Annotated in this window: 20 protein-coding genes; 4 read left to right on the top strand and 16 right to left on the bottom strand. The window is 68.5% G+C overall.

The genetic code is table 11. From position 1 onward, the window contains the following. Window positions 1-19 precede the first annotated feature (19 nt). The 12 genes from argH to EB75_RS11050 form a co-directional block, all read right to left on the bottom strand. Window positions 20-1,441, bottom strand: a complete 1,422-nt coding sequence (argH, locus tag EB75_RS10995; RefSeq protein ID WP_073695431.1) for an argininosuccinate lyase — start codon at window positions 1,439-1,441, stop codon at window positions 20-22. An 87-nt stretch (window positions 1,442-1,528) separates the two neighbouring features. After that, window positions 1,529-2,728, bottom strand: a complete 1,200-nt coding sequence (locus tag EB75_RS11000) for an argininosuccinate synthase (RefSeq protein WP_073695432.1) — start codon at window positions 2,726-2,728, stop codon at window positions 1,529-1,531. 26 nt (window positions 2,729-2,754) lie between these two features. Next, window positions 2,755-3,228: an arginine repressor gene (locus EB75_RS11005; protein WP_073695433.1), complete on the bottom strand. Its 474-nt coding sequence runs from the start codon at window positions 3,226-3,228 to the stop codon at window positions 2,755-2,757. After that, entirely contained in the window at window positions 3,225-4,154 is a 930-nt protein-coding gene (gene argF, locus EB75_RS11010; protein ID WP_064857957.1) for an ornithine carbamoyltransferase, read from the bottom strand. Before argF ends, EB75_RS11005 begins: the two co-directional genes overlap by 4 nt. After that, window positions 4,151-5,338: an acetylornithine transaminase gene (locus EB75_RS11015; RefSeq protein ID WP_073695434.1), complete on the bottom strand. Its 1,188-nt coding sequence runs from the start codon at window positions 5,336-5,338 to the stop codon at window positions 4,151-4,153. Before EB75_RS11015 ends, argF begins: the two co-directional genes overlap by 4 nt. After that, entirely contained in the window at window positions 5,335-6,219 is an 885-nt protein-coding gene (gene argB / locus EB75_RS11020; protein ID WP_073695435.1) for an acetylglutamate kinase, read from the bottom strand. Before argB ends, EB75_RS11015 begins: the two co-directional genes overlap by 4 nt. After that, window positions 6,216-7,421, bottom strand: a complete 1,206-nt coding sequence (gene argJ, locus EB75_RS11025) for a bifunctional glutamate N-acetyltransferase/amino-acid acetyltransferase ArgJ (protein WP_174557655.1) — start codon at window positions 7,419-7,421, stop codon at window positions 6,216-6,218. Before argJ ends, argB begins: the two co-directional genes overlap by 4 nt. After that, complete coding sequence (gene argC / locus EB75_RS11030) at window positions 7,418-8,452, bottom strand: N-acetyl-gamma-glutamyl-phosphate reductase (protein ID WP_073695436.1); 1,035 nt, start codon at window positions 8,450-8,452, stop codon at window positions 7,418-7,420. Before argC ends, argJ begins: the two co-directional genes overlap by 4 nt. Window positions 8,453-8,611: 159 nt before the next feature. Next, entirely contained in the window at window positions 8,612-11,098 is a 2,487-nt protein-coding gene (pheT, locus tag EB75_RS11035; RefSeq protein WP_073695437.1) for a phenylalanine--tRNA ligase subunit beta, read from the bottom strand. Next, complete coding sequence (gene pheS / locus EB75_RS11040; RefSeq protein WP_502689361.1) at window positions 11,098-12,105, bottom strand: phenylalanine--tRNA ligase subunit alpha; 1,008 nt, start codon at window positions 12,103-12,105, stop codon at window positions 11,098-11,100. The genes pheT and pheS overlap by 1 nt, the downstream gene beginning before the upstream one ends. Further along, window positions 12,102-12,887 (bottom strand): rhomboid-like protein, encoded by a 786-nt coding sequence (locus EB75_RS11045; RefSeq protein ID WP_073695439.1) that lies wholly within the window; start codon window positions 12,885-12,887, stop codon window positions 12,102-12,104. Before EB75_RS11045 ends, pheS begins: the two co-directional genes overlap by 4 nt. Window positions 12,888-12,897: 10 nt before the next feature. Further along, complete coding sequence (locus tag EB75_RS11050) at window positions 12,898-13,800, bottom strand: adenylate/guanylate cyclase domain-containing protein (RefSeq protein WP_073695440.1); 903 nt, start codon at window positions 13,798-13,800, stop codon at window positions 12,898-12,900. A gap of 237 nt (window positions 13,801-14,037) precedes the next feature. Here EB75_RS11050 and EB75_RS11055 point away from each other — a divergent pair, with 237 nt between their 5' ends. Together EB75_RS11055 and EB75_RS11060 are read left to right on the top strand one after the other, a co-directional pair. After that, window positions 14,038-15,075, top strand: a complete 1,038-nt coding sequence (locus EB75_RS11055) for an oxygenase MpaB family protein (protein ID WP_073695441.1) — start codon at window positions 14,038-14,040, stop codon at window positions 15,073-15,075. A gap of 4 nt (window positions 15,076-15,079) precedes the next feature. Continuing rightward, window positions 15,080-16,345, top strand: coding sequence for an acyl-CoA dehydrogenase family protein (locus tag EB75_RS11060; protein ID WP_073695442.1), 1,266 nt, complete (start codon window positions 15,080-15,082; stop codon window positions 16,343-16,345). Window positions 16,346-16,354: 9 nt separating this feature from the next. Here EB75_RS11060 and EB75_RS11065 read toward each other — a convergent pair whose 3' ends face one another. From EB75_RS11065 to infC, 4 genes are all read right to left on the bottom strand, one after another. Next, window positions 16,355-17,116: a TrmH family RNA methyltransferase gene (locus EB75_RS11065; protein WP_073695463.1), complete on the bottom strand. Its 762-nt coding sequence runs from the start codon at window positions 17,114-17,116 to the stop codon at window positions 16,355-16,357. Between the two features lie 5 nt (window positions 17,117-17,121). Further along, window positions 17,122-17,511, bottom strand: coding sequence for a 50S ribosomal protein L20 (gene rplT, locus EB75_RS11070; protein WP_029121325.1), 390 nt, complete (start codon window positions 17,509-17,511; stop codon window positions 17,122-17,124). 41 nt (window positions 17,512-17,552) lie between these two features. Then, on the bottom strand, window positions 17,553-17,747 hold the full coding sequence (gene rpmI / locus EB75_RS11075) for a 50S ribosomal protein L35 (RefSeq protein WP_073695443.1): 195 nt from the start codon (window positions 17,745-17,747) through the stop codon (window positions 17,553-17,555). Between the two features lie 70 nt (window positions 17,748-17,817). After that, window positions 17,818-18,417: a translation initiation factor IF-3 gene (infC, locus tag EB75_RS11080; protein WP_286150153.1), complete on the bottom strand. Its 600-nt coding sequence runs from the start codon at window positions 18,415-18,417 to the stop codon at window positions 17,818-17,820. A gap of 259 nt (window positions 18,418-18,676) precedes the next feature. On the opposite strand from infC, the gene EB75_RS11085 reads away from it, so the two are divergent. Both EB75_RS11085 and lysX read left to right on the top strand, forming a co-directional pair. Next, window positions 18,677-19,048 carry a DUF1844 domain-containing protein gene (locus tag EB75_RS11085; RefSeq protein ID WP_073695445.1) on the top strand — a complete coding sequence of 124 codons (372 nt, stop codon included), beginning with the start codon at window positions 18,677-18,679 and terminating at the stop codon, window positions 19,046-19,048. Window positions 19,049-19,099: 51 nt separating this feature from the next. Beyond that, window positions 19,100-22,432: a bifunctional lysylphosphatidylglycerol synthetase/lysine--tRNA ligase LysX gene (lysX, locus tag EB75_RS11090; protein ID WP_073695446.1), complete on the top strand. Its 3,333-nt coding sequence runs from the start codon at window positions 19,100-19,102 to the stop codon at window positions 22,430-22,432. The last annotated feature ends 53 nt before the right edge of the window (window positions 22,433-22,485 follow it).

Below are 22,485 nucleotides of genomic sequence, written 5' to 3' on the forward strand. Positions count from 1 at the left end.
CCTAAGGCCGCCGACGGCCTCAGCCCTGCAGGCGGGCCCGCAAGCGGTCGGCGGTGTCGCGCAGGGTGACGAGCTGCTCGGCGACCCGAGCCGGCGACGTGCCGCCACGGGCATCACGCGAGTCGACCGAACCGGCGATGGTCAGGACGTCCCGCACCTCGGCGGTGAGTCCCGGATGGATCCCGGCGAGCTCGTCGGCGGCGAGTTCTTCCAGCCCGACTCCCCTGGCCTCGGCGGCCTTGACCGCCGCACCGGCCGCTTCATGCGCGACCCGGAACGGAATGCCCTGGCGCACCATCCATTCCGCGATGTCGGTGGCGAGCGTGTAACCGAGCGGCGCCAGCGCGGCCATCCGATCGGTGTCGAAGGTCAGGGTGCCGACCAGGCCGGCCATCGCGGGCAGCAGCAACTGGAGCTGGGCTACGGAGTCGAAGACCGGCTCCTTGTCCTCCTGCAGATCCCGGTTGTAGGCCAGCGGCTGCGCCTTGAGGGTGGCCAGCAGGCCGGCCAGGTTGCCGATGAGGCGGCCGGACTTGCCGCGCGCCAGCTCGGCGATGTCGGGGTTCTTCTTCTGCGGCATGATCGAGCTGCCAGTCGACCACGAGTCGTGCAGCTTGACGTAGCCGAATTCCGTTGTGCTCCAGAGGATGATGTCCTCGGACAGCCGGGACAGATCCACGGCGATCATCGCGAACACGAACGCCGCCTCGGCGGCGAAGTCGCGTGACGAAGTGGCGTCGATCGAGTTGTCGGCGGCCGCATTGAATCCCAGATCCGCCGCGATGGCATCGGGGTTCAGTCCCAGCGAGCTACCGGCGAGCGCACCGGATCCGTAGGGCGACACCGCCGCCCGCTTGTCCAGGTCGAGCAGCCGGTCGGCGTCACGCAGCAGCGGGTGTGCGTGTGCGAGAAGGTGGTGCGCCAGCAGCACGGGCTGCGCCGACTGCAGGTGCGTCTTGCCGGGCATGATGGCCGTCGGGTGCGCCGCAGCCTGGCCGGCCAGCGCAGCCGCGACGTCGAGCACGCCGTTGCCAACGGTCTTGATGGCGTCGCGCAGCCACATGCGGAACAGCGTGGCCACCTGGTCGTTGCGAGACCGGCCGGCGCGCAGCCGGCCACCGAGGTCCTCACCGACACGGTCGATCAGGCCGCGCTCCAGCGCGCCGTGCACGTCCTCGTCCGTCGGCAGCGGCCCGAAGGACCCGTCGGCGACGTCATTGCCCAGGCTGTCGAGCCCGGCCAACAGCCCGTCGCGCTGCTCGTCGGTGAGCAGCCCGGCGTTGTGCAGCACGCGGGCGTGCGCCTTGGACGCGGTGACGTCATACGGCGCCAGCGCCCAGTCGAAGTGCGTCGACTTGCTCAGTGCGGCAAGCGCTTCGGACGGGCCGGAGGCGAACCGGCCGCCCCACAGCGAACCTTCGTTGGTCCCACCGGTGGTCATTAACGTGCCCCTCGTCGAGTGCGAGCGGCCGCTTTTGTACGGCTGAACACGGTGTGTCGGTGTACAAACACGGCCGCTCGTGGGAGATTACAAGCCCAGGTCGCGCTTGGCGGAGATCTTGGAGCTCAGGCCGTGCAGCTGGACGAAGCCCTTGGCGGAGCTCTGGTCGAAGCTGTCGCCCTCGTCGTAGGTGGCGAGGTTGAAGTCGTACAGCGACTCGTTCGAGCGACGGCCGTTGACCGAGATGTGGCCACCGTGCAGCACCAGGCGGATGTCGCCGGAGACGTGCTGCTGGGTGTGCTCGACGAACGCCTCCAGGGAGGCCTTCAGCGGGCTGTACCAGAGACCGTCATAAGTCAGCTCGCCCCACTTGCGGTCGACGCCACGCTTGTAGCGGCCCAGCTCGCGCTCCAGGCAGACATGCTCGAGCTCGGTGTGCGCGGTGATCAGCACCATGGCGCCCGGTGCCTCGTAGATTTCGCGGGACTTGATGCCGACCAGGCGGTCCTCGACGACGTCGAGGCGGCCGACGCCCTGCGCACCGGCGCGGCTGTTGAGCTCCTGGATGATCTGCAGCACGCTCAGCGGACGGCCGTCGATGGCGACCGGGCGACCCTTGTCGAAGCTGATGATCAGCTCGTCGGGGGTGTTGAAGTGGACCGTCGGGTCCTCGGTGTAGTCGTAGACGTCCTTGGTCGGGGCGTTCCACAGGTCCTCGAGGAAACCGGTCTCGACGGCGCGGCCCCACACGTTCTGGTCGATGGAGAACGGCGACTTCTTGGTGACGTTGATCGGGATCTCGTTCTCCTGCGCGAAGGCGATGGCCTTCTCGCGGGTCCAGGCGTAGTCGCGGACCGGGGCGATGACCTCCAGCTCGGGTGCCAGGGTGTTGAAGCCGACCTCGAAGCGGACCTGGTCGTTGCCCTTGCCGGTGCAGCCGTGCGCGACGACGGTGCCGCCGTGGCTGCGAGCGGCCTCGACCAGGTGCTTGACGATCAGCGGCCGCGAGATGGCCGAGACCAGCGGGTACCGGTCCATGTACAGCGCGTTGGCCTTGATGGTCGGCAGGCAGTACTCGTCGGCGAACTCGTCGCGGGCGTCGACCACGACGGCCTCGACGGCGCCACAGTCGATGGCACGCTGCCGGACGACCTCCATGTCCTCACCGCCCTGGCCCAGGTCGATGGCCACGGCGACAACCTCTTTGCCGGTCTCCTTGCCGATCCAGCTGATCGCGACCGAGGTGTCCAGGCCACCGGAATACGCCAGGATGACGCGCTCGGACATGTGTCAATCTCCTTGTTCTCGTACTGCTACAGGTTCTCGAAGGTGGCGGCGAGCTCGGCGCCGCTCATCGGTTCGCGGGCAACAACCAAGATGGTGTCATCCCCGGCGATCGTGCCCACAACATAAGGCAGAGCCGCCCGATCTATTGCACTGGCCAGGTAATGCGCCGCCCCAGGTGGCGTACGTAACACCGCCAGGTTGGCGCTGGCATCCGTGGACACCAGCAGCTCGCCGAGCAGCCGGGACATCCGTTCGGTGCCGCCGGAGACGCCTTTGACGGGGCTGCCGTCCTCGGGGACGACGTAGACGCCGGTCCCGCCGTCGGCGCCGCGCAGCTTGACCGCCCCCAGTTCCTCCAGGTCCCGCGACAGCGTGGCCTGGGTGACGTCGATGCCCTCCGCGGCGAGCAGGGCCGCGAGTTCGGTCTGGCTGCGCACCGGGTTCGCCGACAGCAGCGCCACGATGCGCGACTGTCGTCCGGCCCGGGTCGGTGCGGTCATCGTGCGTTGTGCTCCAACAGCCAGACCAGCATGGCCTTCTGCGCGTGCAGACGGTTCTCGGCCTCGTCGAACACCGCGCTCTGCGGGCCGTCGATCACCTCGTCGGTGATCTCGTCCCCGCGGTGCGCCGGCAGGCAGTGCAGCACCACGGCGTCATCGTTGGCGCGGCCCAGCAGCGCGGTGTTGACCTGGAACGGGCGGAACGGCCGCACGCGGTCCAGGCCGTCGTTCTCCTGGCCCATCGAGGTCCAGGTGTCGGTGACGAGGACGTCGGCGCCGTCGGCGGCGGCCTGCGGGTCGGTGGTGACGGTGACGGTCGCGCCCGTCTCCGCCGCGCGCTTCTTGGCGGCCTCGACGAACTGCGGGTCGGGTTCGAAGCCCTTCGGCGCGGCGATGGTCACGTTGATGCCGGCCGTGACGCCCCCGACCATCAGCGAGTGCGCCATGTTGTTGGCGCCGTCGCCGAGGTAGCTCATATTGAGCCCGGCGAGCTTGCCCTTGCGCTCGGCGATGGTCTGCAGATCGGCCAGCACCTGGCAGGGGTGGAACTCGTCGGACAGCGCGTTGACGATGGGGACGGTCGCGCCCGACGCCATGGCCGTCAGGCGCTCCTGCGCGAACGTGCGCCAGACGATGCCGTCGACGTAGCGCGACAGCACGGCGCCGGTGTCCTCGAGGGTCTCCTCGCGGCCCAGCTGCGTGCTGCGACCGTCGACGACGACGGCGTGCCCGCCGAGCTGGGCGATGCCCATCTCGAACGAGAAGCGGGTGCGGGTGGAGTTCTTCTCGAAGATGACGGCGATGCCCCGCGGGCCCTCGAGCGGACGACGGCTGAACGGCGCCTTCTTGAGTTCGGCGGCCAGCGCGAGGACCTCGGCCTGCTCTTCAGGCGTCAGATCGTCGTCACGGAGGAAATGGCGGATCACTGGGGCTCCCCTGCTGCGGTGTCGAGAACGGTGGGTAGGGCGGTCAGGAACGCGTCGATCTGCGCGTCGGTGATGACCAGCGGCGGCGCGAGCCGCACGACGTCCGCGGCCGCGGCGTTGACGAGGAAACCCGCGTCGCGCGCGGCGTTTTCGACGGCCTTGGCCTGCGGCGCGGTCAGGACGACGCCGAGCAGCAGCCCGCGGCCACGGACGTGGTCGACCAGCGGGTGGTTCAGCTCCTCGATGCCATGTGCCAGCGTCTTTCCGGCGGCGTCGGCGCGGTGCACGAGGTCGTCATCGGCGAGGGTCTTGACGACCGCCAGGCCCGCGGCGGTGCACACCGGGTTGCCGCCGAAAGTGCTGCCGTGCATGCCCGGCTGCAGCAGTTCGGCAGCATCACCGATGGCGATGCAGGCACCGATGGGCAGCCCGCCGCCGAGGCCCTTGGCCAGCGTGATGACGTCGGGGGTGATGCCGTCGTGCTGATGCGCGTAGAACGCGCCCGTGCGGCCGATGCCGGTCTGCACCTCGTCGAGCACCAGCAGCGCACCGTGTTTCGCGGTGAGCTCTCGTGCCTTGACGAGGTAGCCGGCCGGCGGGGTGACGACGCCGCCCTCGCCCATGATCGGTTCGAGGAACACCGCCGCGGTCTCGTCGGTCACGGCCGCTTCGAGCGCGTCGGCGTCGCCGTAGGGGACGTGGGTGACGTCGCCGGGCAACGGCAGGAACGGCTCCTGCTTGCCGGGCTGGCCCGTCAATGCCAGCGAACCCATGGTGCGGCCGTGGAAGGCCCCCTGCGCCGCAACGATTTTGGTGCGGCCGGTGAGCCGGCTGATCTTGAACGCGGCTTCGTTGGCTTCGGCGCCGGAGTTGCAGAAGAAGACTCTCGCCGGCGCGTCGAGCTGGGCCACCAGAGCCTCGGCCAGCGCGATACCCGGTTCGGTGGCATACAGATTCGAGGTGTGGCCCAGCGTGTTCAGCTGAGTGGTGACGGCCTCGATCACCGCGGGGTGCCGGTGGCCCAGCACGTTGACCGCGATGCCGGCCAGGAAGTCGACGTAGCTCTTGCCGTCGGCGTCGGTGACCACGGCACCGTCGCCGCTGACGAGAGCGACGGGCGGCGTGCCGTAGTTGTTCGTCATCACCGCCTGCCAACGGGCTTGCAGTGCTTCGGTTTCGCTCATGCGGGTGCAACCACCTTGGTTCCGGTGCCCTCGTCGGTGAACAACTCGACCAGGACGCAGTGTTCGACACGGCCGTCGATGACGTGCGCGCTCGGGACGCCGTTCTGCACCGCCCGCAGGCACGCCTCGATCTTGGGCACCATGCCGGATTCGAGCTTCGGCAACAGCTGCGCCAGTGCAGCAGTGTCGATTTCGGTGACCAGCGAGTTGCGGTCCGGCCAGTCGGTATAAAGACCCTCGACATCGGTGAGCATCAGCAGCTTCTCGGCGCCGAGCGCTTCGGCCACTGCGGCCGCGGCGGTGTCGGCGTTGATGTTGTGCACCACGCCGTCCGCGTCGGGAGCGATGGTGGACACCACCGGAATCCGGCCTGCAGCAATGAGATCCAGAATGGCGTCGGCGTTGACGTGCTCGACGTCGCCGACCAGGCCGATGTCGGTGGGCACCCCGTCGACCGTGACGTTGCGCCGCACCGCGGTGAACAGGTGCGCGTCCTCGCCCGTGATGCCGACCGCGTACGGGCCGTGGGCATTGATCAGCCCGACCAGTTCGCGACCGACCTGGCCGAACAGCACCATCCGCGCGATCTCGAGGACCTCGGGCGTCGTGACCCGGAAGCCACCCTTGAAATCGCCTTCGATACCAAGGCGTTTCAGCATCGCGCTGATCTGCGGGCCGCCGCCGTGCACGACCACCGGCTGGATGCCACAGTTCCGCAGGAACGCCATGTCGGCGGCGAAGGCCGCCTTGAGGGTGTCGTCGGTCATGGCGTTGCCACCGTATTTGACCACGACGATCTTGCCGTGCAGTTGCTTGAGCCACGGCAGGGCCTCGGCGAGGACCGCGGCCTTGACTGCCGTGGAGAGTCCGGCGGTGCTCATGAGCTGTATGCCGAGTTCTCTTCGACGTAGGCATGCGACAGGTCGGTGGTCCGGATGGTCGCCTCGTGCTCGCCGATCTTCAGATCGACGATGACCTCGATATCGGAGCCCGACAGGTCGACGTCCCGGGCGCCGGGCGCACCGGCACCGTCGATGCACACCGCGGAACCGTTGAACGACACGCTGATCCGGTCGGCCACGAGTTCGATGGGCGCGATGCCGATGGCGGCCAGGACCCGGCCCCAGTTGGGGTCGGACCCGAACAGCGCGGTCTTCACGAGGCTGTCGCGCGCGAGGGCCCGGGCGCCCACGAGGGCGTCGTCCTCGCTGGCCGCGCCGGTGACGGTGATCGCGATGCGCTTGGTGACGCCCTCGGCGTCGGCCTGCAGTTGCGCACACAGGTCGTCGCAGACGGCGAGGACGGCCTCATCCAATTCGCTTTGGCTGGGCCGGATTTCGCTGGCTCCGGAGCTCAGCAGCAGCACGGTGTCGTTGGTGGAGCAGCTGCCGTCGATGTCGAGCCGGTCGAAGGTCCGTGCGGCGGCGTTCTTGAGGGCGAGGTTCAGCGCGGCGGCGTCTGCGACGGCGTCGGTGGTGATGACCACCAGCATGGTCGCCAGCGACGGGGCCATCATGCCCGCGCCCTTGGCCATGGCGCCGACGGTCCACTTGCCCGGGTGGTGCAACGCAACCTGTTTCGGCACGGTGTCGGTGGTCATGATGGCCCGCGCGGCCTCGTCACCGCCGGACAGGCCACCGGCCATCTCGTGCACGATCTCGGTGACGCCGGCGAGCACCTTGTCCATCGGGAGCCGGTCACCGATCAGCCCGGTCGAGCACACCGCGACCTCGATGGCACCGGTCTCGGTCCCCCAGTCGCTGAGCGCGGCAGCCACGGCTTCGGCGGTCTGGTGCGTGTCCTGGAAGCCACCCGGACCGGTACAGGCGTTGGCGCCACCGGAGTTCAGGATCACGGTCCGCAACCGGCCGGACTTGAGGACCTGCTCGCTCCACTGCACCGGTGCGGCCCGCACCTTGTTGCGGGTGAACACGCCGGCGGCCGACAGATCGGGTCCCTCGTTGAACACCAGGGCCAGGTCCGGTTTCCCGGATGCCTTGATACCGGCGGCGATTCCGGCCGCGCGGAAGCCTTCCGGTGCGGTGACGCCCTGGTTGCGATGCAGGGACGAAGTCTCGGTCACGGTGCTACTCCCACGGTGGATAGTCCTTCGGTTTCCGGCCAGCCGAGCGCGATGTTCATGGACTGTACTGCCGCTCCGCCGGTGCCCTTGGTCAGGTTGTCGATGGCGCACAGCGCCACCAGGGTCTTGGCATCCTCGTCCACCGCGACCGCGATCTGCGCCGCGTTGCTGCCTACCACCGAACCGGTCTTGGGCAGTTGGCCTTCCGGCAACAGGTGGATGAACGGCTCACTGGCATAGGCCTTTTCGTACGCCGCCCGGATATCCTCGACAGATGCCGTGGTGCGTGCCGTGCAGGTCGCGAGGATGCCGCGTGAGGTCGGGATCAGCACCGGGGTGAACGACACCGTCACGTCCTTGTCGGTGACGGCCCGCAGGCCCTGGGCGATCTCCGGCGTGTGCCGGTGCGCGCCACCGACGTTGTAGGCCCGCGCCGAGCCGATGACCTCGGCGGCCGACAGGTCGACCTTGCCCGACTTGCCGGCACCCGACGTGCCGCTGACCGCCACCACGGTGACGTTGGGCTCGACGAGCCCGGCGGCGACGGCGGGCACCAGGGCCAGCAGTGCCGACGTCGGGTAGCAGCCCGGAACCGCGATGCGTTTGGTGCCGACGAGCTTGTCCCGGCCGCCGGGCAGTTCCGGCAGACCGTAGGGCCAGCTGCCGGCGTGCTCGGAGCCGTAGAACTTCTCCCAGGCGGCGGCGTCGGTGAGCCGGAAGTCGGCGCCGCAGTCGACGATCAGGGTGTCCGGGCCGAGCTGCTGTGCGAGCGCGGCCGAATGGCCGTGCGGCAGGCCCAGGAACACGACGTCGTGCCCGGCGAGGACGTCGACCTCGGTGGGCTGCAACACCTGCTGCGCGATGGGCAGCAGGTGCGGGTGGTGGTCACCGACCGTGGTGCCGGCATTACCCGCGGCGGTCAGCGCACCGATGGTGAGGCGACCGTCGGCGTAGGCCGGATGGCCCAGCAGAAGCCGCAGAATCTCGCCGCCGGCATACCCACTGGCGCCGGCCACCGCCACAGAAGTCATGCAAGCGATTCTGCATGGTTATGCATCAACTTGCAAACCAATTAATGAAGCGTGTCGAACCCGCCGAAACCCGCACGGTCAGGCGCCGCGAGCGGCACGAATTTGCACGCCGCAGGCGGCGTGTCTGCGTACAGACACGGCCGCTCGCGGTGGATCCGGCTAGCGGCGGTGTTCGGCGCCGAGGCGCTCGGTGGCCAGGGCCACGGCCGCGTCGCGGGCCGCGCTGGCCTCGTCCTCGGTCAGCGTCCGGTCGGGTGCCCGGAACCGCAGGGCCAGGGTCAGCGACTTGCGTCCTTCCCCGATCTGCGGGCCGGTGTAGACGTCGAACAACCGCGCGTCCTCCAGCAGGCCACCGGCGCCCTCGCGCACGACATCGACGACGGCCTGGGCCGCGACATCGTCGGCGACGATGAGGCTGACGTCCTGGAACACCGCCGGGTACGGCGACACCGACGGCACGATGGCGCGCTCGATGACCGGGATGGCGTCCAGGTTCAGCTCGACGGCGCATGTGCCCTTCGGCAGGTTCGTGCGCTCGATGACGGCCGGATGCAGCTGACCGGCGTAACCGACGACAGTGTCGCCGACCAGTACCTCAGCGCAGCGGCCCGGGTGCCACGGCAGTTCCTGGGCCGCACGCAGCGTCACCTCGACGCCGCAGGCCCGGGCGATGATCTGCACGGTCTCCAGGGCATCCGTCGCCTCGACCGCACGACCCGCACCCCACGGCCCGGCCGGCTCGCGCAGGCCGGTGAGCACCGCGCCGACATGCAGCGGCTGGTACGGCAGGGCCTGGTCGATCTCGGCCAGCTCGGCCTCGGTCGGGCGACGGTCCACCGGAATCGGCGCCAGCGCCTTGGTGTTCGGCGTGGCCCGCACGACCTGCTCGATACCGAACAGCGCGACGTCGGCGGCACCGCGAGACACGTTGCGCGCCAGGGCTTCCAGCAGGCCGGGCAACAGCGTGGTGGCCAGCGCTGGACGCTCGGACTCCAGCGGGTTGAGCACCGAGATGGTGGCGCGCCGCGGGTCGTCGGCCGGCAGGTCCCACGCGTCGAGCACCCCGGCGGGCAGGAACGGCGTCGGCAATACCTCGACGAAACCGTTCAGCGCCAACGACTTACCGATGGCACGACGACGCTGCTGAGCCGCGGTCAGGCCGCGGCCGGCAGGTGCCTGCGGCAGCACCGACGGAATGGCGTCCAGGCCTTCGAGCCGCAGCACTTCCTCGACCAGGTCGGCGGGCTGCTTCATGTCGGGTCGCCAGCTCGGCGGCACGACGGTGGCGGTGGCACCGGACACCGTGACATTGGCGCCGATCTGCATGAGGCGGCGGGCCGTGGTGCCGTCCGGGTAGCTGACGCCGGCGATCCGGTCCGGCAGGTCGACGGCGATGGTCACCGGCGGCTGCGACCAGTCCGGCGCGGTGTGCTCGGCACGCCAGTCCGTGAGCGTGGGTTCGACTGCACCACCGGCGATGTCGGCCAGCAGCGCGGCACAGCGGTCCAGCGCGGCCCGGGAGATCGCAGGGTCGACCGACCGCTCGTAGCGGCGGCTGGCCTCGCTGACCAGGTGCAGGCGGCGCTGAGTGCGCGACACCGCGGCCGGGTCCCACACGGCGGCTTCCAGCAGCACGTCGGTGGTGGTGTCGCGGACCTCGGTGGTGCCGGCGCCCATGACGCCGCCGATGGCCGCGGTGGCCACGTCGTCGACGATCAGCACGTCGCCCGGATCCAGTTTGCGCTCAACATCATCGAGGGTGACGACGGTCTCCCCCGGGTTCGCGAAGCGCACGTCGAATCCGCCCGTGATGAGCTTGCGGTCGTGGGCGTGCATCGGGTGGCCGAGTTCGAGCATCACGTAGTTGGTGACGTCGACGGCCGGTGAGATGGCACGGATGCCGGACAGCAGCAAGCGGCGCTGCAGCCACCACGGCGACACCGCCGTCGGGTCGATGCCGACGACCGGACGCAGCCCGAAGCGCTGGACGCCAGTGCCCGGCTGGACCGTCAGCGGCCAGGCCTCGCCCTCGTCCGGCAGGGCCGGCACGTCGGCGGGGTCGACGAAATCCAGGTCGAAGGCGCAGGCGATCTCGCGCGCCATGCCGCGGATGGACAGGCAGTAGCCGCGGTCCGGAGTGATGGCGAGGTCGAACACCACGTCGTCCAGGCCGAGCACCTCGGCGCCCGAGGCGCCCGGCTCAGCGGTGCCCGGCGGCAGCACGATGATGCCGGAATGGTCGGAGCCGAAGTTCAATTCGGCCGCCGAGCAGATCATGCCGTCGGATACCCGGCCGTAGGTCTTGCGCGTCGCGATCTTGAATTCACCCGGCAGCACACAACCCGGCAGGGCCGCGACGATCAGGTCGCCGACGGCGAAGTTCCGTGCACCGCAAACGATGTCGCGCGGTTCGGCTTCCCCCACGTCGACCTTGCACGCCCGGATGGGCTTCTTGAACTCGGTCAGTTCCTCGATCTCGACGACGCGGCCGACCGTCAGCGGACCGGTAACCGGCCCGGCCTTGATGACGTCCTCGACCTCGTGGCCGATCCGGATGAAGGCCGCTTCCAACTCCTCCGGCGACACATCCCAGCCCGGAGCTCCGGCCTGGACGGCTTCGCGCAGCCAGCTGTAAGGAATACGCATCAGGCACCCACCCCGAACGGCAGGGAGAAGCGCACGTCGCCCTCCACCATGTCGCGCATGTCGGGAATTCCGTTGCGGAACTGCAGGGTTCGCTCCAATCCCATGCCGAAGGCAAATCCGGAGTATTCGTCGGGGTCAATGCCACAGGCCCGCAACACATTCGGGTTGACCATGCCGCAGCCGCCCCATTCCACCCAGCCGGGGCCACCCTTCTTGTCCGGGAACCAGACGTCGACCTCGGCCGACGGCTCGGTGAACGGGAAGAAGTGCGGGCGGAACCGGGTGCGGCCCTCGGGACCGAACTGGGCGCGCGCCAGCGCATCCAGGGTGCCGCGCAGGTTGGCCATGGTCAGGCCCTTGTCGACGGCCAGTCCCTCGACCTGGTGGAACACCGGGGTGTGGGTGGCGTCGAGTTCGTCGGTGCGGAAGGTGCGGCCGATCGACACGATGTACACCGGCAGCTCGCGCTCGAGCAGGGCGCGGATCTGCACCGGCGACGTGTGGGTGCGCAGCACCTGGCGCGAACCGTCGGGTGCGATGTGGAAGGTGTCCTGCTCGCTGCGGGCGGGGTGGTCCGGCGGGAAGTTCAGCGCGTCGAAGTTGAACTGCTCGGTCTCGACCTCGGGCCCCTCGGCCAGCTCCCAGCCCATCGCCACGAAGGTGTCGGCGACGTTCTCGGCCAGGATCGTGATCGGGTGGCGGGCACCGATGGGCTGCCGCGTCGTCGGCAACGTCACGTCGATGCGCTCGGCCACCAGGGCGGCGGCGTCACGCTCGGCGCGCAACACCACGATGCGGTCGTCGTAGGCCTGCTGCGCGGCGGTACGGGCGACGTTGACGCGCTTGCCGGCGTCGGCCCGCTCCTCCTTGGCCAGCGTGCCCAGCGCCTGCCGGGCGAGCGCGATGGGCGCCTTGTCACCGAGGTGCTCGGTCTTGGCGCGGGCCAGGGCGTCGAGGTCAGTGGCCTGGTCGAAGGCGACACGGGCGGCGTCGACCGCCGCGGTCAGTTCTTCTTCCGATAGGCCCGCGGAAGGCCTTCCACTCTGTTCTTCACCCTGCTCAGCCACCCGGCGATCATAGCGACGAGCGCGGCGCCCACCGCACTCGCAGGCACCCCGACCACCGCCAGCTCCGGTGTGTGGACCAGCACGGCGTACCCGAAGGCCACCCCCACCCCGAACACCACGGCCTTCCCGCGTGTCCATCGCACGGGCGTATCCAGTCGCATCGAAATCAGCAGACCCAGCGCCAGCGCGATCACGTGCCCGGTGTCGGTGAAGTCGTCGCTGACGACCAGGACAGCGACCGAACCGGCTGCCCACCAGCCCAGCCACGCCGGTTTCAGCCGCGCGGGCACCACCGCGGTCAGGGCCCCGACCACCGTCAACACCCCGTAACTGACCCCGACATCGGCAACCCGGCTGACCGACCACGGCAGCCGGCCCAGCTCGATGGCGACCAGCAGTCCGGCGGCGATGACCAGCGTCGTGCCGATGTGCCCGACGAGGAACACCACCACCAGGCGGCGGCTGCGCCAGAGCAGTTCCGCGACCGCGAGCAGGCAGATCAGCCCGGGCAGCCAGAGGAAGAACCGCCCGTCGTCGGCGATCAGCGCGCTGGCGATGAGGGTGCCGACCCGGCCTTCCCCGAGATTGTGCAGATTGGTACTGGCGTACCCGATCACCCGGTCGTGCACCGCCGGACCCAGCGTCGCCAAGCCGACGGTGACGACGACCAGCACGGCCGCATAGGCGACCGTGACCGGGACGCGCGGCAGCCGGCGCCACATCGGGCCGGTCCTAGGCCTCAGCGAGCTCCCCGTCATCGGGTTCGGTTGCCGCATCCTTGCGCGGCCTGATCCAGTACATGGCCAGGTCCTCGGGGACGCCCGACGCCTTGGCCGCGAACAGCTGCTTGCGCACCTTCTTGGGCGTCACGCCGAGTGCGTCGAGGTACTGCTCGTCGATCCGGTCGAGCGTGGCCTGCGAGATGATCAGGCCGCCCTTCGTGGCCCGCTCCATGACGCGCGCCGCGATGTTGACGTCGACGCCGAGCAGATCCGAGCCGATGCGCTGCGGGTGCCCGGTGTGAATTCCGGCCCGCATCTTGGGCCGGTATCCGTCGATCTCGACCTCTTGGAGCGCATCGAGCGCGCGCACGACCGACCGCAGTGCAGTGACAGGGTTGCTGAACACCGCCATGGACCCGTCGCCCATGCGCTTGACGATATGTCCGCCGGACTCCAGCAGCGGCGGCTCGAACACCTGGGCCACGCGGCGCAGCAGCTTCAGCGTGGTCTCGTCGCCGACGCTCAGCGACCACTTCGAGAAGCCGACCAGATCGGTGAACACGATGGTGACCTCGGGGTTCGCCGGCCGTCCGGAGACCCGCTCGGTGAGGGCCTGCCACACCTGCAGCCCCGCCAGGCTCACCTCGTGCGACGCCCCACCGCGCGACAGCAGCCGATCGGCGGCTCTTGCCGCCGCGCTGGGTCCGCCGACGCCGGCGACCGACAGCGGGTCACCGAATTCCGGGTCCCCCGGCAGTGCGCGGCGAGCCCGTCGGATGAATCCGATGACAGCCGGACTGTGATTGGTGTTCTGCAACCACCCCAACGGTCCACTTGATCCTGGCTCAGCGTGTGAGGCTTGGCCGATCTCTCCGACACCGTCGGATCGTTCTTCGAACGATTCGACTTCCACGACGCCACCCTAGGTGGCGGCCTACGGCAGCGGCAACGATCCTGGTCGGAGCGTCGAGGTTGACGCGCCTCACACTGCCCGCGCTCGAAGGAAAGTGCCTGGTCACCGTGTTGTGGCAGGTCGATAGCCGGGCCGTAACGGTGCGGGCAACACCAGCCGCAAAACGTGGACAACATGCGTTGTCAGGATTATCGTGACGACACAGAACCCTCGGTATCAGCGTCGAGCGAGGACACCATGACTGCACGAACGACTCCAGCGCCCAAGCCGGCCGAGCCGTTGGGCCCCGATTCCCTGACCTGGAAGTACTTCGGCGACTTGCGCACCGGCATTCTCGGGGTCTGGATCGGCGCGATCCAGAACATGTATCCCGAGCTGGGCGCCGGCGTGGAGGACCATTCGATCCTGCTGCGCGAACCGCTGCAGCGCGTGGCGCGCTCGGTGTACCCGATCATGGGCGTCGTCTACGACGGCGACCGCGCCGCCGACACCGGAGCCCAGATCCGCGGCTACCACGAGACCATCAAGGGCGTCGACCACGACGGCCGGCGCTATCACGCGCTGAACCCCGAGACGTTCTACTGGGCCCACGCGACGTTCTTCATGCTGATCCTCAAGACCGCCGAGTATTTCTGCGGCGGCCTGACCGAGGCCGAGAAGCGCCAGCTGTTCGACGAGCACGTGCAGTGGTACCGGATGTACGGCATGAGCATGCGGCCGGTCCCGCAGACCTGGGAGGACTTCCAAACCTATTGGGAGCACAAGTGTTCCGAGGAATTGGAGATCAACCGGGCCACGCTCGACATCTTCACCATCCGGATTCCCAAGCCGTGGTTCGTACTGATGCCCACCCCGGTGTGGGACCAGATGCTCAAACCCTGGCTGGCCGGACAGCGCTGGGTCGCCGCCGGCGTGTTCGACGCCGCAGTCCGGGAACGGGCCGGCATGCGCTGGACACCCGGCGACGAAGTGGTGTTGCGCCTCCTGGGCAAGGCAGTCGAGCTGGCCTTCCTCGCCGTTCCGGATGAAATCCGTTTGCACCCAAGGGCTTTGGCCGCCTACCGCCGAGCCGCCGGCCAGGTGCCGCCGGACGCGCCGCTCGTGGAGGCACCCGGCTTCATGGCCCCACCGAAAGATCGCCGGGACCTGCCGATGCATTATGTGCCACGTCACAAATCGTTGATGGAACGCGCCGGGTCACTGGTGCACACCACGTTCTCGTTGGCCGGTCTGCGTCCGCGCGCGGGCCGCTCAGTGTCCGGAAAGGCTGCCTGAATACATGCTTGATTGGTCCGACGTCGATATTGCCGTGCGCGACGCCGTTCGCGAGTTCGTGGACAAAGAAATCCGCCCGCACCTCGACGAGCTCGAGGGCGGCGACATGGAGCCGTACCCGATCATCCGGAAGCTGTTCGCCACCTTCGGAATCGACGTGATGGCACGGGAGTCGCTGGAGCGGCGGCTGTCTCGGCTGCGGTCCGGCGAAGACTCGGAGTCGACACACGGCACCGCCGCGGCAGGCAAGCCGCGCGCGTCAGGTGGGATGTTCGGCGGCGGGCCCGACCAGGCCGGGATGGGCATGGTGCTGATCAGCGAATTGTGCCGGGTCAGTTCGGGTCTGGTCACCGGCGTGGGCGTCAGCCTGGGCCTGACGGTGCCCACCATCCAGAGCCGCGGCACCCTGGCCCAGCAGGAGCGCTGGCTGCCCGGCCTGGTGACCTACGAGAAGGTCGGCGCCTGGGCCATCACCGAACCCGACTCGGGCTCAGACGCATTCGGCGGCATGAAGTCCTACGTCGTACGCGACGGTGACGACTACATCCTCAACGGGCAGAAGACCTTCATCACCAACGGTCCCGACGCCGACGTCGTCGTCGTGTACGCCAAGCTGGACGAGGGCGACGGGGCCGACAAACGCGACCGTAAGGTGCTGACCTTCGTGCTGGACCGCGGCATGGAGGGCTTCGTCCAGTCGAAGCCGTTCCGCAAGATGGGTATTCACTCCTCCCGCACCGGCGAGCTGTTCTTCAACAATGTCCGGCTGGGCCGTGACCGGCTGCTCGGCGAGACCGAGGAGAACAAGGCCGGCGACGGCCGCGACAGCGCCCGGTCGAGTTTCTCGGCCGAACGCGTCGGCGTGGTGTCGATGTCGCTGGGCATCATCGAGGAATGTCTGCGGCTGTGTATCGACTACGCCAAGACCCGCACGCTGTGGGGCAAGGAGATCGGGCAGTTCCAGCTGATCCAGCTCAAGCTGTCCAGCATGGAGGTGGCGCGAATGAACGTGCGCAACATGCTGTTCCGCGTGATCGAGTCCGGCCAGGCCGGCCGTCAGATTCCGCTGGCGGAGGCGTCGGCCATGAAGTGGTACTGCTCGCAGGCCGCCACCGACGTCGCGATGGATGCCATCCAGTTGTTCGGCGGCAACGGTTACATGACCGAGTACCGCGTCGAGCAGCTGGCACGTGACGCCAAGTCGCTGATGATCTACGCCGGCAGCAACGAAGTACAGATCACCCACGTCGCCAAGGGACTGCTGGCTTAAGGCACCAGCTCAGGAGTGGGCGCGGGAGCTCTCGTACAGGCAGATGGACGCTGCCGCTGCCACGTTGAGGCTCTCGGCGCTGCCCCGCATCGGGATGTGGACCCGCTGCGACGCCAGCGCCATGACGTCGTCGGGCAGGCCGTGCGCCTCGGGGCCGAACAGCCATGCGGTGCGCGCCGACAGATCGGCGGCGCGGATGTCGACCGATGCGTCGAGGGCCGTGGCCAGCACCTCGATGCCGCCGGCGCGAATCGCCGAAACCACCCCGGCGGCATCGGGATCCACCACGACGGGCAGGGAAAAGATGCTGCCCGCCGAGGACCGCAGGCATTTGCCGTTGTAGGGGTCGACACTGTGGCCGGCGAACACCACGGCGTCGGCGCCCATGGCGTCGGCGATGCGGATCAGGGTGCCGGCATTGCCGGGCTCCGACATGCCCACGGCGACCGCCAGCAGCCGCGGCTCCGACGTCAGCACGTCGTCCAGCGACACCGAGGGCAGCGCGCACACCGCCACGAGCCCGACCGGAGTGACGGTCTCCGACAACGCCTTTGCGGCTTTCTCGGTTATCACCGAGACCGGGGCACCGTCCAGCAGTGCGCCGAAGCGGTCCAGGGCGCCGGCGGTCACAAAGACCTCAGAAACGACACCACGCCGCAGCGCTGCCTCGACGAGGTTGGGACCTTCGACGAGAAAGCGTGCGGCGTGGCGACGTCCGGCGGGACGCTGCAGCTTGAGAGCCGCAGCTACCCGATTGGAGCGTTCCGTCAGGGGTGTCAGGCGGCTTCGCCCGACGGAGCATTGACGTCGGCGGGCAGAGCGGCCTTGGCCACCTCGACCAGCGCGGTGAACGCGGCGGGATCGCTGATGGCGATCTCCGACAGGTTCTTGCGGTCGACCTCCACGCCTGCCAGCTTCAGACCCTGGATCAGGCGGTTGTAGGTGACGCCGTTCTCGCGGGCCGCAGCGTTGATACGCGTGATCCACAGCTTGCGGAAGTCACCCTTGCGGGCGCGACGGTCGCGGTAGGCGTAAGTCAACGAATGGAGCTGCTGCTCCTTGGCCTTGCGGTAGAGCCGCGAGCGCTGTCCGCGGTAACCCTTCGAGGCCTTCAGTACTGTGCGCCGCTTCTTCTGAGCGTTCAGTGCGCGCTTCACGCGTGCCATGAGATGTTCCTATCCTTCGGTGTTCAGGGGAGCGGGCGGTACTAGCCGGCCAGCATCTTGTTGACACGCGCGGTGTCATTGGCAGCAACCACGGCGCGACCGTCGAGACGACGGGTGCGCTTGGTGGCCTTGTGCTCCATCAAGTGGCGACGGTTGGCCTTCTGGCGCACGATCTTGCCGGTTCCGGTCTTGCGGAACCGCTTCGATGCGCCACTGTGGGTCTTGGCCTTGGGCATGTGTCCTCAGTTTCTTTCCAAGCGGTCACCCGCTGCGGCCGATGGCCGCGGCGGGTGATCGCGACTGCTGTTACGCGGTTGCGTCAGATTCAGGTGCCTCGGAAGCCGGCCGGCCGGCCGGTGCGTCGGCATCATGCGCCGCCTTGGCGCGGGTCTTCGCGCCGCGGTGGGGTGCCAGCACCATCGTCATGTTTCGGCCGTCCTGCTTGGCGGACGTCTCGATGAAGCCGTATTCGGCAACGTCGGCGCCCAGCCGCTGCAGGAGTCGGTAGCCCAGTTCGGGCCGCGACTGCTCACGTCCGCGGAACATGATGGTCACCTTGACCTTCGACCCGGCCTCCAGGAAGCGGACCACGTGGCCCTTCTTGGTCTGGTAGTCGTGATCGTCGATCTTGGGTCGCAGCTTCTGTTCCTTGACGACGGTCTGCTGCTGGTTCTTGCGAGACTCGCGCTCCTTGAGAGCCGTCTCGTACTTGAACTTGCCGTAGTCCATGATCTTGCAGACCGGCGGCTTGGCGCCTGGCGCAACTTCGACAAGGTCGAGATCGGCGTCGGCGGCGACGCGGAGGGCATCTTCGATGCGCACGATGCCTACCTGTTCGCCGTTCGGTCCGATCAACCGAACTTCAGGTACTCGAATGCGCTCGTTGACGCGTGTCTCAGTGCTGATGGGGCCTCCCGGGTTGTTCCAGTACGTGTTCGTAGAGGTCACACCCGGCTCAGCCATCTGTTCGCATGAACAGAAAAGCCCTGCATATAGCAGGGCCCAATGCCGACCGATCGCGGCTCACGCCGCCTGCGCACAGCGCAGAACAGGCACAATGTGCCTGTGACCGGACCGTCAAGCCGCGAGGCCGACGGTGGGAGGTGGGACTCCACTTGCTGTCCTGACGTAAGCCAGGACGGTCGCGCATGACACTCTAGCAGTCATGACCGACCCGAACCTAACCAGTGACCCTGACACCACCAGCGACGATGCCCAGGTACGGGAGCTGGCGGAGATTCCCGCCGTCGAGGTGATCACCCGCGCCGCCGTCATGCTGATGAGCGCCGCCGCAGAGAAGCTCGGGCTGGCCGACGCGGATCCCGACGAGAGCCCGCACCGCGACCTCGACGAGGCCCGTCGCCTCATCACCGCGCTGGCCGGTCTGGTTCAGGCCTCGGCCGAATATCTGGGATTGCACGCCGGCCCGGTTCGGGATGGCCTCAAGAGCCTGCAGCTGGCCTTCCGGGAGGCGAGCGTCGCGCCGGACGAGCCCGGCCAGGGTCCGGGCGAGAAGTACACCGGCCCTGTCTGGTAGCCCCGGGGCTGTGCAGACACTTCCCGGTTTCACCGCATATTGTCCGAACTCATGACGTTGACGCCGAGCAGACCGCAGCAGCGCCCGACGACATTGGGATGGGTTCCGGCCGCGGCCGGTTGGGCTGTCGGTGTCGTCGCGACGCTGTCGCTGTTCGCCAGCATGTCGCCGCTGATCCGGTGGATGATCCACATCCCCCGGGAGTTCGTCAACGACTACCTGTTCAACTTCCCGGACACCAGCTTCGCCTGGTCGTTCGTGCTGGTCCTGCTGGCCGCCGCGCTCGCCGCGCGCAAGCGCATCGCCTGGTGGGTCCTGCTGATCTACATGGTCGGCCACATCGGCTGGAACGTATACGGGCTGCTGTCCGGCAACCTGTCGGTGGTCGACCTCACGGTCATCCGGGACCTCGGCGAAGCGATCGGCCTGGTGTTCCACCTCGGCGTCATCGTCGTGCTGCTGCTGTCCCGGAATCAGTTCTGGGCCAGGGTCCGGCGCGGGGCGCTGCTCAAAGCGACCCTGACCCTGGTCGCCGGCATGGCCGTCGGCATCCTGCTGGCCTGGGGACTGCTGGAGATGTTCCCCGGCCGGCCGCCGCTGGACCCTGATTACCGGCTGGCTTATGCGGTGAACCGGGTGAGCGGTTTCGCCGCTGTCGGCAAGGAGGCCTTCGAGGGCGGCCATCCGCACGCGTTCCTCAATGCGCTGTTCGGCCTGTTCGGTGCAGCGGCGTTGATGGTGGCCGCGATCGTGCTGTTCCAGTCCCAGCGCGCCGAGAACGCCCTCACCGGCGAGGACGAGTCCGCCATCCGCGGCCTGCTCGAACTCTGGGGCAAGAACGACTCGCTGGGCTACTTCGCCACCCGCCGCGACAAGGCGGTGGTCTTCGCCCCCAACGGCCGCGCGGCCATCACCTATCGGGTCGAGGTCGGCGTCTGCCTGGCCAGCGGTGATCCCGTCGGCGATCCGCGAGCGTGGCCGGCCGCCATCGACGCCTGGCTGGCGCTGTGCCAGACGTACGGCTGGGCTCCGGGTGTCATGGGCGCCAGCTCGACCGGCGCCGAAGCGTACCGGCAGGGCGGCCTCAACGCATTGCAACTGGGCGACGAGGCGATCCTGCATCCCGACCAGTTCAAGCTGTCCGGTCCCGACATGCGCGCCGTGCGGCAGGCCGTCACCCGCGCCCGCCGGGCCGGCCTGACGGTGCGGATGCGCCGGCACCGCGACATCAGCGCCGACGAGATGGCCGACGTGATCAAGCACGCCGACGCATGGCGCGACACCGAGACCGAACGTGGCTTCTCGATGGCGCTGGGTCGCCTCGGCGACCCCGCCGACGGGGACTGCCTGTTGGTGGAGGCCGTGCAGGGTGAAGGTCAGGTTGTGGCGATGCTGTCCCTGGTCCCGTGGGGCAACAACGGGGTGTCACTGGACCTGATGCGGCGCTCCCCCGCCTCTCCCAACGGCACCATCGAGCTGATGGTCAGCGAGCTGTGCCAGCGCTCGGAAGAGATTGGCGTCACCCGGATTTCGCTGAACTTCGCGATGTTCCGGTCGGCCTTCGAGCAGGGGTCGCAGCTCGGCGCGGGCCCGATCCTGCGGCTGTGGCGCGCGCTCCTGATCTTCTTCTCCCGCTGGTGGCAGCTGGAGACGCTGTACCGCTCCAACATGAAGTACCTGCCCGAGTGGGTGCCGCGCTACGCCTGTTACGAAGATGCGCGGCTGATCCCGCGCGTCGGGGTCGCGTCGGTGATCGCCGAGGGCTTCCTGGTGCTGCCGTTCTCCCGGCGCGACGAACAACCCCATACCGGCCACCACACCGCGGCCCCCAAGAACCTGATCGAGTCGGGCCGCCTGCATGCCGACGGCAGCGCGCCCGATGTGGCCGATCTAGCGGCCGGGGCGTCCGACACCACCGACGCCCGGCGCCTGCCCGACCAGGTGCGGGTCCGGATGGCCAAGCTGCAGGCGTTGCAGGACAACGGCATTGACGCCTACCCCGTCGGACAACCGCCCAGCCACACCGTCGCCGAAGCGGTCGAGTCCGCCGCGGACACTCCGGTATGTGTCGCCGGACGCGTCCTTCGGCTGCGCGACTACGGCGGCGTGCTGTTCGCCCAGCTGCGTGACTGGTCCGGCGAAGTCCAACTGCTGCTGGACAATTCGCTCCTCACCGACAGCACGGTGACCGAATTCACCGCGGCGATCGACCTGGGCGACCTGATCGAGGTCTTTGGCGTCATGGGCGCCAGCCGCAACGGCACGGTCTCGGTGCTCGCCCACAACTGGCGGTTGATCGGCAAGTGCCTGCGGCCGCTGCCCGACAAGTGGAAGGGTCTCACCGACCCCGAGGCCCGGGTCCGCACGCGCTACCTGGATCTCGCGATCAACACGGAGTCGCGGGAGTTGATCACGGCGCGCAGCCGGGTCCTGCACGCCATCCGGGAAACGTTGGTGGGCAAGGGCTTCCTGGAGGTCGAGACCCCGATCCTGCAACAGATCCACGGCGGCGCGAACGCCCGGCCGTTCGAGACCCATATCAACGCCTACGACCTGGACCTGTATCTGCGCATCGCGCCCGAGCTGTACCTGAAGCGGCTGTGCGTGGGCGGTGTCGAGCGCGTCTTCGAGTTGGGCCGCGCCTTCCGCAATGAAGGTGTGGACTTCAGCCACAACCCCGAATTCACCCTGCTGGAGGCGTACCAGGCACACGCCGACTACAACACGTGGATCGACGGCTGCCGGGAGATCATCCAGAACGCCGCGGCGGCGGCCAACGGCGCCCAGGTCGTCATGCGCCCCGGTGCCGATGGCGGGCTTGTGCCCGTTGACATCTCGGGGGTGTGGCCCGTCAAGACGGTGCACGACGCGGTGTCCGAGGCGCTGGGCGAGCACGTCACCCCCGATACCGATGTGGCGACCCTGCGCAAGTTGTGCGACGCCGCGACGATCCCGTACCGGACCCACTGGGACGCCGGGGCCATCGTGCTGGAGTTGTACGAGCACCTGGTCGAAGATCGCACCGAGGCACCGACGTTCTACAAGGACTTCCCCACCTCGGTGTCGCCACTGACCCGGCCGCACCGCAGCATCCCGGGTGTCGCCGAACGGTGGGACCTGGTGGCCTGGGGTGTCGAACTCGGCACCGCCTACAGCGAACTCACCGATCCGGTGGAACAGCGCCGGCGGCTCGAGGAGCAGTCACTGCTGGCCTCCGGCGGCGATCCCGAGGCCATGGAGCTGGACGAGGACTTCCTGCAGGCCATGGAATACGCGATGCCGCCGACGGGCGGTCTGGGCATGGGCGTCGACCGCGTGGTCATGCTGATCACCGGGCGCAGCATCCGCGAGACGCTGCCGTTCCCGCTCGCAAAACCTCGGTGAACAGCGGCCGAATCTTCAGTTCGGGTGTTTGCTGGAACTCCCAGGTGAGGGCC

The organism is Mycobacterium sp. ST-F2 (assembly GCF_001905655.1).
In the GTDB taxonomy this organism is placed as follows: domain Bacteria; phylum Actinomycetota; class Actinomycetes; order Mycobacteriales; family Mycobacteriaceae; genus Mycobacterium.

Coding starts and splice junctions, on each gene's coding strand:
- EB75_RS11045 (WP_073695439.1), bottom strand. CDS start 12,887: ATGTGGCGCCGGCTGCCGCGCGTCCCGGTCACGGTCGCCTATGCGGCC.
- rplT (WP_029121325.1), bottom strand. CDS start 17,511: ATGGCACGCGTGAAGCGCGCACTGAACGCTCAGAAGAAGCGGCGCACA.
- EB75_RS11015 (WP_073695434.1), bottom strand. CDS start 5,338: ATGAGCGAAACCGAAGCACTGCAAGCCCGTTGGCAGGCGGTGATGACG.
- EB75_RS11005 (WP_073695433.1), bottom strand. CDS start 3,228: ATGACCGCACCGACCCGGGCCGGACGACAGTCGCGCATCGTGGCGCTG.
- lysX (WP_073695446.1), top strand. CDS start 19,100: ATGACGTTGACGCCGAGCAGACCGCAGCAGCGCCCGACGACATTGGGA.
- rpmI (WP_073695443.1), bottom strand. CDS start 17,747: ATGCCCAAGGCCAAGACCCACAGTGGCGCATCGAAGCGGTTCCGCAAG.
- argC (WP_073695436.1), bottom strand. CDS start 8,452: ATGACTTCTGTGGCGGTGGCCGGCGCCAGTGGGTATGCCGGCGGCGAG.
- EB75_RS11060 (WP_073695442.1), top strand. CDS start 15,080: ATGCTTGATTGGTCCGACGTCGATATTGCCGTGCGCGACGCCGTTCGC.
- argB (WP_073695435.1), bottom strand. CDS start 6,219: ATGAGCACCGCCGGACTCTCCACGGCAGTCAAGGCCGCGGTCCTCGCC.
- pheT (WP_073695437.1), bottom strand. CDS start 11,098: ATGCGTATTCCTTACAGCTGGCTGCGCGAAGCCGTCCAGGCCGGAGCT.
- EB75_RS11085 (WP_073695445.1), top strand. CDS start 18,677: ATGACCGACCCGAACCTAACCAGTGACCCTGACACCACCAGCGACGAT.
- EB75_RS11000 (WP_073695432.1), bottom strand. CDS start 2,728: ATGTCCGAGCGCGTCATCCTGGCGTATTCCGGTGGCCTGGACACCTCG.
- argH (WP_073695431.1), bottom strand. CDS start 1,441: ATGACCACCGGTGGGACCAACGAAGGTTCGCTGTGGGGCGGCCGGTTC.
- EB75_RS11055 (WP_073695441.1), top strand. CDS start 14,038: ATGACTGCACGAACGACTCCAGCGCCCAAGCCGGCCGAGCCGTTGGGC.